At 66.5% G+C, this 12,197-nt stretch carries 6 protein-coding genes; 4 read left to right on the top strand and 2 right to left on the bottom strand.

The features are described 5' to 3' along the window. Positions 1–44 precede the first annotated feature (44 nt). A complete protein-coding gene (locus AC1AYP_RS08850) occupies positions 45–1,868 on the bottom strand; it encodes an AMP-dependent synthetase/ligase (protein ID WP_476511896.1) in 1,824 nt (607 codons plus the stop codon). Positions 1,869–2,107: 239 nt separating this feature from the next. On the opposite strand from AC1AYP_RS08850, the gene AC1AYP_RS08845 reads away from it, so the two are divergent. Next, complete coding sequence (locus AC1AYP_RS08845) at positions 2,108–5,917, top strand: thiol reductant ABC exporter subunit CydD/CydC (RefSeq protein ID WP_476533029.1); 3,810 nt, start codon at positions 2,108–2,110, stop codon at positions 5,915–5,917. 91 nt (positions 5,918–6,008) lie between these two features. Here the strand turns inward: AC1AYP_RS08845 and AC1AYP_RS08840 are convergent, their stop codons facing one another. Then, positions 6,009–8,303, bottom strand: a complete 2,295-nt coding sequence (locus AC1AYP_RS08840; protein WP_476547584.1) for a sugar porter family MFS transporter — start codon at positions 8,301–8,303, stop codon at positions 6,009–6,011. A 362-nt stretch (positions 8,304–8,665) separates the two neighbouring features. On the opposite strand from AC1AYP_RS08840, the gene AC1AYP_RS08835 reads away from it, so the two are divergent. The 3 genes from AC1AYP_RS08835 (at position 8,666) to AC1AYP_RS08825 (ending at position 12,196) form a co-directional block, all read left to right on the top strand. Then, positions 8,666–10,000, top strand: a complete 1,335-nt coding sequence (locus tag AC1AYP_RS08835; RefSeq protein ID WP_476503072.1) for an ABC transporter substrate-binding protein — start codon at positions 8,666–8,668, stop codon at positions 9,998–10,000. Positions 10,001–10,259: 259 nt separating this feature from the next. Further along, positions 10,260–11,198, top strand: coding sequence for a carbohydrate ABC transporter permease (locus tag AC1AYP_RS08830; RefSeq protein WP_476533027.1), 939 nt, complete (start codon positions 10,260–10,262; stop codon positions 11,196–11,198). Continuing rightward, positions 11,195–12,196 carry a carbohydrate ABC transporter permease gene (locus AC1AYP_RS08825; RefSeq protein ID WP_476545006.1) on the top strand — a complete coding sequence of 334 codons (1,002 nt, stop codon included), beginning with the start codon at positions 11,195–11,197 and terminating at the stop codon, positions 12,194–12,196. Before AC1AYP_RS08830 ends, AC1AYP_RS08825 begins: the two co-directional genes overlap by 4 nt. Position 12,197 lies beyond the last annotated feature (1 nt).

Below are 12,197 nucleotides of genomic sequence, written 5' to 3'. Positions count from 1 at the left end.
GCGTATGGCACGGAACCGACCGACACGAATGGTCGGGCTCCGCGTCAGCGCTTGCCGTTGTAGATCTCGTGGTCGATCACGTCGGCGAACACGCGGTTCACGGCCGGGCGCACGACCTTGAGCGACGGCGTCAGGCACTTGTTCTCCTGCGTGAGGCGTTCGTCGAGCACGACGAACTTGCGCACCGATTCGGCTCGGGAGACCGTCGCGTTCGCCTTGTCCACGTACTCCTGGATCTCGTCGCGCACCGCCGCGTTCGTGGCGAGGCGGTCGACCGGCGTGTCCAGCGACAGCCCGTGCGCGGGCAGCCACACGGCCAGCGCCTCCGGGTCGAGCGTGACGAGCGCGCCGATGAACGGCCGTTGGTCGCCGACCACGACCGCGTGCTCGACGATCGGGCACTTGGCGATCTCCTCCTCCAGCGGGATGGGGGAGACGTTCTTGCCGCCGGCCGTGATGATGATGTCCTTGATGCGGCCGGTGATCGTGATGCGGCCCTCGTCGTCGATCGTCGCGAGGTCGCCGGTGCGCAGCCAGCCGTCCGCGGTGAACGCCTCGGCGGTCTTCTCCGGCAGATTGTGGTAGCCGCGGAACACGTTCGGGCCCTTCACCTGCAGCTCCCCGTCCTCGGCGATACGCACCGAGGAGCCGGGCGCGGGCTGGCCGACCGTGCCGATCACGTTGTCGTGCACGCGCGTCGCCGCGAACGGGGCGGCCGTCTCGGTCATGCCGTAGCCCTGGATCATCGGCAGGCCAATGCCGTTGTAGAAGTGCGCCAGGTCGAGCGACAGGGGGGCGCCGCCGCACGCCACGTACTTGATCTTCGGCCCCAGGGCGCCGCGCACGGTGCGGTAGACGAGCGTCTCGTACTTCGCATGCTCGGCGATCTCCTTCAGCGTGTGCTTCTCGCCGGCCTGCTCCTCACGGCTCCACACGCGCGCCGCCTCGGCCGCGCGAAGGAACAGGCGTCCCTTCCAGCCGGCGCCCGCCTTGTGCGAGGCCGCGTTGTACACCTTCTCGAACACGCGCGGCACGCCCAGCAGGTACGTGGGTTCGAACGAGCGCAGGTCCGGCAGCAGGGACTTCGTGTCCGGCAGGTAGCCGACCACGCCGTCGTCGGAGGCGATCGACGCGTACTGGATGAAGCGCGCGAAGCAGTGGGCGAGCGGCAGGAACAGCAGCAGGCGCGGATGGTCGTCGGTGATCATCTCGTGCAGCGCCTCCGAGGCGGCGATGGTGACGGACACGAAGTTGCGGTGCGTGAGCTCCACGCCCTTCGGCGTGCCGGTGGATCCGGACGTGTACACGATGGTCGCGAGGTCGTCGATGCGCACGGAGGCGATGCGCTCGTCCAGCTCCTCGTCCGACACGGTCACGCCGAGGCCTTCCAGCGCGCCCAGCGCGTTGCCTTCGATCATGAGGATCTGCTTCAATGCCGGGCAGTGGTCCTTCACCGAGTCGAGCCGGTCGAAGCGCGTGCGGTCGTCGGCGACGGCGAGCTTCACGTCCGCGTCGTTCATGATGCGTTCGGCCTGCGAGGCGGAGTCGGTGTCGTAGATCGGCACGCTGACCGCGCCGATCGCGGCGAGCGCGAAGTCGAGCACGCCCCATTCGAGGCGTGTGGAGGAGAAGATCGTCACCGCGTCGCCCTTGCCGATGCCGAGCGCGATGAGGCCGCGCGCGGCGGACAGGACCATGCGGTGGAATTCGCCGGTGGTCACGTTGGCCCAGTGGCCCGGTCCGAGCTTTTTCTCGGCGATGACCGTGTCCGCGCCGGTGCGGTCGAGACGGTCGGAGAGCAGCGAGTAGATGGTCTGGTCGTCGCGCAGTTCGACGGACGATCCGGGGGTGGTGTAGTGGTCAAGCATGGTGCGCGTTCCTTACCGTTCCTTGCGTTCTTCCGTGGCCGGGCCCCTTCCCGCGATCCGCATGTCGCGGTGTCGCGGGCGTGGTTCCGGCCGATCATCGCCTAAGTTACGCGTGCGTAGCCTCGTGCGTGTTGTGCGCCATGCCACAACCGCGCCGTCGTCTTTTGTGGATTGCCGCAAACCCTTCCATTCTGCTTCGTTTTCCGTTACGGTGGCTTGAGATTCACGAAAGGGGATTCATGTTCGACAAACGATTGTTCCGGCTGGCGCCCGGCGTAGGCCGTCTGGTCGCCGGCAAGGTCGTCTGCATGTGGGTGGGCCTGCTCGCCAACATCGCGTTCGTGACGGCCGTCGTCGGCCTGTTCGCCCACCTGCTCCATGCCGCCACGCCGGGACTGATCGTCTGCAGCACCACGCCCTCCGGCACCGCCTGTCCCGTGGACGAGCTGTCGATCTCCGGCGCCACCGTCACGCCGCTGCCGGGCGACATCGTGTTCTGCACCGGCGTCATCGTCGCCGCCGCCCTCGTGCGCTATCTGACGACCGCCGCCGCCGCGCGTCTGGGCACCGAGGCCTCCGAGCGCGTCAAACTCGCGTTACGCGTCAAGCTCTACCGCAAGATGCTCGCGTTCGGCCCCTCCTACGCGCAGCGTGTGAAGACCGCCGACGTCGTCCAGTCCGCCGGCGAGGGCATCGAGCAGATCCAATCGTTCTTCGACCTGTTCCTACCGCAGTTGTTCTACGCGGTCCTCGCGCCGCTCACCCTGTTCGCCGTGGTCGCGCCGATGGACCTGCCCGCCGCCCTCACGTTCCTCGTGTGCGCGCCGCTCATCATCGTTGTGGTCGGCATGGTCGCGATGAGCGCCGCCCGCACGTTCAAGAGATACTGGGGCCGCTATACGGACATGGGCGCCGCGTTCCTCGACGACCTGCAGGGCCTCGAGACGTTGAAGGCGTTCGATGCCGACGCGCGCGCCGCCCGCGACCTCGACGGGAAGGCCGAGAACTTCCGCGTGATGACGATGCGCGTCCTCCAGATTCAGCTGCGTTCCCTCACCGCGATGGACGCGGTCGCCTACGGCGGCACCGCGGCCGGCATCTGCGTCGCCCTGTGGCGTTTCTCCACCGGCGCGCCGATGACGCTCGCCTCGCTGCTGCTCATCGTCCTGCTGTCCGCCGACTTCTTCATCCCGTTGCGCCAACTCGGTTCGTTCTTCCACGTCGCGATGAACGGCATGACCTCCACGAAACGCATCTTCGCGCTCCTCGACGCCCCCGAACCCGCGCGTGGCGACGCCGATCTGCCCGAAACGCACGACGCCGGCCTCGACGTCACGTTCGACCACGTCGCCTACACGTACGGCGACGGTTCCGGCGACGCGGCGGAAGCATCCGGCGCGGGCACGCCCGTCGCGCCGGCGCTCGCCGACGTCGCCTTCGACGCGCGCCCCGGCGAGCTCACCGCCATCGTCGGCGTCTCCGGTTCCGGCAAGTCGACGGCGGCCTCGCTGCTCGCCGGCACGCTCGCCGGATACTCCGGCTCGCTGCGTCTCGCCGGCGTGGAGGTCGCGACGCTCGGCGGCGAGGCGCTGTCGCGCGCCGTCACGGTGATCGGCGCGCGCAGCCACCTGTTCGCCGGCACGTTGCGCGAGAACCTCGCGATGGCGTTGCCGAAACGATATGACGACGATGATGACGCCGCCGACGTCGACATGATGATGTGGGACGCGCTGCAGCGCGCCCGCATCGACGATTTCGTGCGCGCACAGGCCGACGGACTCGACATGACGATCGAACAGGACGCCGCCAACCTGTCCGGCGGGCAGCGCCAGCGCATCGCCATCGCGCGCGCCCTGCTGCACGACGCGCAGGTCTACGTGTTCGACGAGGCGACCAGCAGCGTCGACGTGGAAAGCGAGACGCTCATTCTCGACGCGATCCGTGACCTCGCGCACAAGGACGGCAGGACGGTCATCATGATCACGCACCGCATGGCCAACGCCGAACACGCGGACCGCATCGTCGTCCTCGACCACGGCAACAGCGTCGAAACCGGCACGCACGCCGAACTCATGGCCCTCGAAGACGGCCGCTACGCGAAACTCTTCCGCACCCAAGCCGAAGTGGAGGACCTAGGGGAGGCAGATGGGAACAGGCCCCCTCTGACGAGGGGGCTGTCCCGCAACGCGGGACTGGGGGAGAGAACCGCCACAGCCCAGCCTGCCGACACACCGGACCAACCCCTTTCTACCTTCCGGACCATCACACGGCTGCTGGGGGAGGCGCGGCCGCTCGCACGGCTCATGGCCGCCGCGTCGCTCGCCGGCACCGTCGGTCACCTCGCCGCCACGATGCTGCCCGTGTTCGCGATGATCGGCGCGTTCGCGCTCGCCGGCCACCCCGTATGGTCGATGGGCGTCGCGCCGGCCGTCGCCGCGATGATCGTGTGCGCGCTGCTGCGCGGCCTCATGCGCTACGTCGAACAGTATCTCAACCACAACGTCGCCTTCCGCCTGCTCGCCCTGTTCCGCTCCAAGGCGTTCGCCGCGCTGCGCCGTCTCGCGCCCGCCAAGCTCGCCGGCCACGGCAAGGGCGACCTCATCGCCCTCGTCACCACCGACGTCGAACTGCTGGAGATCTTCTTCGCGCACACCATCAGCCCCGTCGTCATCGCCGCGACCACGACCATCGTCTACGCGCTCCTGCTGCTCATGCTCGACCCGTGGATGGCGCTCGCGCTCATCGTCGCGCACCTCGTCATCGGCGTGCTCGTGCCCCGCTTCTTCGCGACCGGCGTCAGGAACCTCGGCCCCACGATCCGCAAACAGGCGTCGTCGCTCGACGACGTCATGCTCGACGACATGCGCGGCCTGGGCGAGATCATCCGCTTCGGCCGCGGCGAGGACCGCGTCGCCATGATCACGCGGCTCACGAAACGCCTATGGGCGGAACACGTGCGATTGAGCCGCGTCAACGGCCGGTTCGCCGGCATCGCGGGCGTGCTCGTGCTCGTGCTCACCACGGCCGCCGCCGCGCTCGCCATCGCGCTCGCCGCCGCGGCTCCCGCACACGGTCCGGCATTGGTCGTCGCGTTCACGCTGATCGCCAGCTCGTTCGGCCCGACGATGGCGTTGAGCGCCCTGCCCGCGAACCTCACGCAGACGTTCGCCTCCGCCCGCCGCCTGTTCGCCCTGATGGACGAGGCCCCAGCCGTCGCGGAGACCGGCACCGCCACCCCCGCCTACAAGGGCATGCGCCTCGACCACGTCACCTTCGCCTACCCCGCCTCTTCTTCGCGCCCTCTGCCCGAACCGGACGGTACCGCTTCTTCGCGCCCTCTGCTTGAGCCGGAGACTACTTCTTCTTTGCGCCCCCTTGAGGGGGAGCTGTCCGCAACGCGGACTGAGGGGGTGTCCGCCGCCCTCACCGCCTCCGCCCCCGTCCTCGCCGACTTCTCCCTCGACGTGCCGGCCACCGGCATCCTCGGCGTGCAGGGCCCGTCCGGCCGCGGCAAGTCCACGACCATCAAACTGCTCATGCGCTATTGGGACCCGCAGTCCGGTGGCGTGACCCTGTCCGGCACGCCGCTGCCCGACGTGGACGCGCATCACCGCCGCCGCGTGCAGGCGCTCATGGGACAGGAGACGCACCTGTTCGACGGCACGATCCGCGACAACCTGCTGCTCGCCCTGCCGGAATACGATGGTGGCGATGCCGGTGACGCCGTGGCGGACGACCGTCTACGCGACGCCCTGCGCAAGGCCTCCGCGCTGGAGCTCGTCGACTCGCTGCCCAAGGGGATCGACACCCCGGTGGGCGAGCTCGGCGACCGTCTGTCGGAGGGCGAACGCCAGCGCATCGGATTGGCGCGCGTGTTCCTGCGCGACGCCGACCTCGTGCTGTACGACGAGCCGACGAGCCGTCTCGACGCGTTGAACGAGGCGGTCATTCTCCGGTCCATCCGCGACACGTCCGAGGGACGGGCCGCCGTGCTCGTCTCGCACCGCGAATCGGCGATGCGTATCGCCGACCACGTCGTGACGTTCTGACCGTATCGCCCGTACCGTCCGCATGGTTTCCGGGCATGCGAAAGCCCCCGCCGAATCGTCGACGGGGGCTTTCGCATATCCGAATCGGGGATTATCCCTTGATGAACGAATCCAACGTGTCGAGGGCGTCGTCGATGGCCTTCGCCTCACGCGCGTCCTCGGCGCGCTGGCGGGCCATCGCCTCCGCACGCTCATGCGCGGTCGCCAGCGAATCGGGGGCGCCGGAGACCGGGGGAAGCCGCTGAAGGTCGAAATGCCGGGTCGCGTCCATGTCCGTCATGCCGGAGCCGGGGAGGGAATCCAGATCGATGTCGGTGCGCCTCGTCCCGGACGTCTCGGCGTTCCGTCCCCTGCCTTCGCAGTCGAGCATGTCGATGGCGTTCACGGCAGCCTGCGCGTCCGCGTCGAGGTCGCGCGCCGGACTATCCGGCGCGATCGCGGCCGCGGTCTTCGCCGCGTCCGCATCGGAGCCGGCCGCCCGGCGTTCCGGCAGGTCGATGGTGACGTCCTTGGCGATGTCCGCGCCGCTCATCGGATTCGATTCGACGGTGATGCGCCGTACTTCGCCGTCGCCCACTTCGGTGGCCGTGGCGGTGCCGGCCATGAGGTCGGCGGCGATGCGGTGCGCGCGCGCCGTCGCGGCGACCGCATCGTGACGCGTGCCCGACGACGGCAGCGGCACGGTGGTGGACATCAGCGTGCCGTCGGTGCGGTTCTCGGCCGTGCCGAAATCATGCGTGACGCGTGCGGTGAGGTCGTCGGCCGTGGGATGGTGCGCCGCCGTCGCCCCCGAAACCGCGCCGGATGCCGGAGACGGCACGGATACGAGCGTATGCGCGGCCTTGCGCGCCTCCTCGACGGCGCGTTCGGCGGACAGGCGTTCCGCCTTCGCGCGCTCCTTCGCCTGGATTTCGAAGATCTGCTTCTGGGCGGCGACGCGTGCACGTTCCGCCGCCTCCAGGATGCCCATCGCCTGCAGCCGCTCGTTCTCGGCGCCCACGATCGTCGCCTCGGCGTGACGGATGTTCGCGTCCGCCGAGCTCAGCGCGTACTTCGCGACGGCGAGCGGCGTCTTCGGCTGCCACAGGTGCTCGATCTCCTCGAGCGTGCGTCCCATTGTCTCCGGGACGAGCGCGACGATGCCGGCCACGCAGATGATGTCGAGCAGACCGAAGATGAGGAACGTGATGCCGCCGCCGAGACTGTCCACCAGCATCGGGGTGAACTGCGCGATCGCCCAGTTCACGGTGAGCAGGCACATGATGCACAGACCGGTCGCGCGGCCGCGCAGGAACGTGGGGAACAGCTCGGGGATGACCACCCATGGGATCGGGCCCATCGAGAAGGCGAACGACGCGGCGAACAGCATGATGAACACGAGCGTGAGCAGCGGCATGCCGACGAGGTAGGAGCCGGCGATGCACAGGGCGAACGCGGCCATGAGCCCGGCGCCCACGGTCATGAGGCGCTTGCGGCCGACCGTGTCGATCAGATACATGCCGATCACGGTGCACACGAGCTCGCAGCCGCCCACGCATGCGGCGGTCATGAATTCGGTGTCGCCGCCGAACCCGAGGCGCGAGAACATGACGGGGCCGTAGTAGGAGATCGCGTTGATGCCGACGGCCTGGTTGAACACGGCGAGGAAGATGCCGATGAACAACGCCTTCTTGAGACCCGGGCGGAACAGGTCGGTGAACTCGTTCGACATCTCCTGCTCCAATTGGATGGACGCCTGGATGTCGTCGGTGCGCACGCGGGCGTCCTCGGTGCCGAGGATGTGCTCGAGCACGTGGAAACCCTCCTCGGGGCGCCCGTTCTGGATGAGGAACCGGGGGCTCTCCGGCGACCGCCACATGGCGATCAGGAACGCGAGGGCCGGGATCGCGCCCAGGCCGAGCATCCAGCGCCAGCCGATCGCGAGGTCCCATGCGGGCGTGCCGTAGGAGGCGATGATGTAGTTGATGACGTTCGTCAGGAAGATGCCGCACACGGCGAGCATCTGATAGGAGAACGTGAGCGTGCCGCGGATGTTCGTCGGCGCGGATTCGGTGATGTACGTGACGGCCAGCGCGGCGGTCAGACCGATGCCGAAGCCTCCGACGATGCGTGCGGCGATGAGGTCGTAGGGGCCGAACGTGAGCGCGCTCCATATGGCGGAGACACAGAAGAACCATCCGCCGGCGATGAGGACGCGGCGGCGGCCGAACCGGTCGGAGAGGAAGCCCGCCCACGCGGCGCCGACGATCGCGCCGAGCATGATCGAGGAGATGACGAGGCCTTCCATCACGGTGTCGAGCCGGTAGCGGGTGCGCAGGAACTCGATGGCACCGGAGATCGACACGGTGTCGTATCCGTACAGCAGGCCGGCCAGGCCCGCGCTCAACGCCAGTCCGAAAGTGTACCGTCCCGACCCGTGCAATCGTACCGCCGTTCCCAAGGGGTTCCGCTGTTTCGAGACAGCATGAAACAGACCCGCCATGCGCCTTCCTCTCAAATGCATCGATGGGGGATTACATACCGATACTATCCGGAGGGGCCGTTTTCGTCACCGGGTATTCCACAAGCGGATGCCGAATTCAGATGCGGCCCGTGGGGTGGAGAGTGGCGTCGGCTGCGACACGCCGGCGGCGTGGTGTGGTACACGGGTGTATCATATGAACTGTTGGTACACGGGTGTACCGCTGGAAGTCACTCGTGAGGAGCGCTGCGGAGGAAGGTCTTCGCGGCGGGAACAAGGAGAATGATATGCGTAACGTCAAGAAGGTCATCGCGGCCGCCGCGGCCGTGGCCACGCTCGTCGGCCTCGCCGCATGCGGCGGCGGTGACGATACCGCGTCCGTCGACACCGATACCGCGAACGCCAAGGGCGAAGTCGTGTTCTGGGGCTGGGGCAACGGCATCAAGGAGACCATCGCCGCCTTCGAGAAGGAGAACCCCGGCATCACGGTCAAGTATTCCAGCACCGGCACCGCGGCCGACACCGCCACGGCCCTGCAGAACGCCGTGGCCGCCGGCAAGGGTGCGCCGGACGTGGTGATGATGGAGGACGCCACCATCTCCCAGTTCGCCGTGGACGGCAGCATCGTGGACCTGAGCCCGTTCGGTGCCGAGAAACTCGAATCCGATTTCGCCGCTGGCCCGTGGGCCAAGATGCTGCAGGGCGAGGGCAAGCCGTACGCCCTGCCCATCGATTCCAGCCCCGAGGTGTTCTTCTACAACAAGGCCGTGTTCGACAAGGCCGGCGTCGACGGCGAATCCATCAAGACCTGGGACGACTACTACGAGGCCGCCAAGAAGATCCGCGCACTCGGCGACGACTACTACATCGCCAACAACGCGGGCGATTCCAACGGCTACCAGCCGTTCACCGCGCAGGCGTGGCAGGCGGGCTCCAACCCGTGGAAGGTCGACGGCGAGAACATCACCATCAATATGAACGACAAGGGCATGCAGCGTTACGTCGCGTTCCAGCAGAAGCTCATCGACGAGGGCCTGATCAACACCAAGATCTCCAACTGGTCCGACGACTGGTACCGTTCGCTCGGCGACGGCACCACCGCATCCCTGACCATCGGCGCGTGGATGCCGACGAACCTCGAGTCCAGCGCCGCCGCAGGCAAGGGCAACTGGCGCGTCGCGCAGCTGCCGCAGTGGCAGGATGGCGACCAGGCGTCCTCCGAGGACGGCGGTTCCGCGCTCGCCGTCACCGAGCAGTCCAAGAACAAGGCCGCCGCCTACAAGTTCATCGAATATCTCACCCATGGCAACGGCGCCCAGGTGATGGCCGACCACGGCACCTTCCCGGCGAAGACGGCCATCCTCGACGACGAGGACTTCCAGTCCCAGAAGAACGAGTACTTCGGCGGCCAGGAGGTCAACAGGGTGCTTGTCGAGGCTGCCAAGCGCAAGGTGAGCAAGTTCCAGTACCTGCCGTACAACCCGTACGCGCAGTCCAAGTACGGTGACGACATCGCTCCGGCCTATCAGGGCAAGAAGACCCTTAAGGCGGCCATGCAGGCGTACGCCAAGACGCTGGCCGACTACGGCGAGCAGCAGGGCTATACCGTCACCGTCAAGTAAGTGGCATGGGGCCGGTCCGGCCCGTGGCGACTGCGTCCGGGGGCGTCTCCTCCTTCCGCTCCCGGTCCTCCTTCCCTGGTCGCCGCATACCACTTGCATGATGCCGAGGGCGGGGATGCGTCCGGTATCCCCGCCCTCGCCATGTCCGACGGCGACCGAAGGCCGCTGCGGATCGTTGCATCGTCGGTTTGGCGATTGTCGATTGTTGATTGTCGTAGATCGATCATTTCGATCATTATGGAAAGCGCAAGGTGAGTAAATGTCTGGGCAGACGATGGAGTCGTCGGTCGCCATGACCGCTCGTCACACGCAACAGGCGCGTGTGAACCGGCATAAGGCGGATTGGCGTGGTTGGAAGTTCATGGGTCCGTTTGCGGTGGTGTTCGTGTTCGTGTTCATCATTCCGATCGTGTATGCGGTGTATATCAGTTTCTTTAAGAAGCAGATGATCGGTGGGACGCAGTTCGTGGGGTTGCAGAACTACGCGCGTCTGTTGGGTGATCAGCAGTTCTGGTCGTCTGTGGGTCGTGTGGCGTTGTTCACGGTGGTGCAGGTGCCGATCATGTTGTTCCTGGCGGCTGCGATGGCGTTGGCGATCGACAGCATGAAGTTGCATGGGACGAAGTTCTTCCGTATCTCGACGTTCCTGCCGTATGCGGTGCCGGCGGTGGTGTCCACCCTGATTTGGGGTTTCGTGTATGGCGCGAAGTATGGTCTGGTGGGTTCGCTGAACGACGTGTTGGGCGTGAATATCGACATGTTCGCGCCGAACGTCCTGTTGGCGTCGATCGGGAACATCAACACGTGGGAGTTCACGGGCTATAACATGCTGATCTTCTACAGCTCGCTGTCCACGATCCCGCATTCCCTGTATGAGGCGGCTTCCATTGATGGCGCGTCGGAGTGGCAGATCGTGAAGTCGATCAAGCTGCCGGAGTTGCGTGGTTCGTTGGCGATCACGGTGATCTTCTCGATCATCGGTTCGTTCCAGTTGTTCAACGAGCCTTCGATCTTGCAGAACATGGTGCCGGGCAACGCGATCACGACGTACTACACGCCGAACATGTACGCGTACAACCTGTCGTTCTCGGGTAACCAGTCGAATTATGCGGCCGCGTTGGCGATCGTGATGGCGGTGATCACGATGGCGATCGCGTATGCGGTGCAGTTGAACAGCATGAAGGAGCAGATGAAGTGAGTGCGACGACGGGTATCGAGACGTTGACTCCGGCCGAGCTCAAGGCGCAGGAGAAGGCCGCGAGGGCGGCGGAGAAGGCCAGGCAGAAGCGGGTCGCCAAAGACGAGGCGGCCGAGCGGCGCCGTGCGGAGAAGAGCGGGTTCGCGAACGTGAACAATCCGCGTCGCAGCACGTTGATGACGGTGTTGTGCGCGATCTTCGCGGTGTACTGCCTGTTCCCGTTCGTGTATCTGATGATCAACGCGACGAAGACGCAGGCCGACTTCACCTCGACGTTCGGCCTCGGGTTCGGCAAGAGCTTCGCCCTGTGGGACAACATCGTGACGGTGTTCACGTACCAGGACGGTATCTTCGGCCGCTGGCTGGTCAACACCCTGCTGTATGTGGTGGTGGGCGCGGGCGGCGCGACCCTGTTGGCGATCATGGGCGGCTACGCGTTGGCGAAGTTCCGGTTCCCGGGCAGGAAGGCCGTGTTCGCGGTGATCATCGGTTCGATCTCGGTGCCGGGCATCGCCCTGGCGGTCCCGCAGTTCCTCCTGTTCGCCAAGCTGGGATTGACGAACACGCCGTGGGCCATGATCATCCCGTCGCTCATCAGCCCGTTCGGCTTGTATCTGATGTGGATCTTCTCGGAGCAGGCCGTGCCGACCGAGCTTCTTGAGGCGGCGCGCGTGGACGGTGCGTCGGAGTTCCGCACGTTCTGGCAGATCAGCCTGCCCTTGCTGGCGCCGGGTATCGTGACGACGGCGTTGTTCACGATCGTGGCGACGTGGAACAACTATTTCCTGCCGTTGATCATGTTGAAGGACGCGGACTGGTATCCGTTGACGATCGGCTTGAACCAGTGGAAGGACCAGGCTTCCACGGCGGGCGGTCAGGCGATCCAGAACCTGGTGATCACGGGTTCGCTGATCACGATCATCCCGTTGGTGGTCGCGTTCCTGTGCCTGCAGAAGTACTGGCAGTCCGGCCTCGCCGCCGGCGCCGTCAAGGAGTGAC

The organism is Bifidobacterium sp. LH_424, assembly GCF_056356895.1.
The sequence above is the reverse complement of the archived record's forward strand: the minus strand, read 5'-3'. Positions and strand labels throughout refer to the sequence as shown.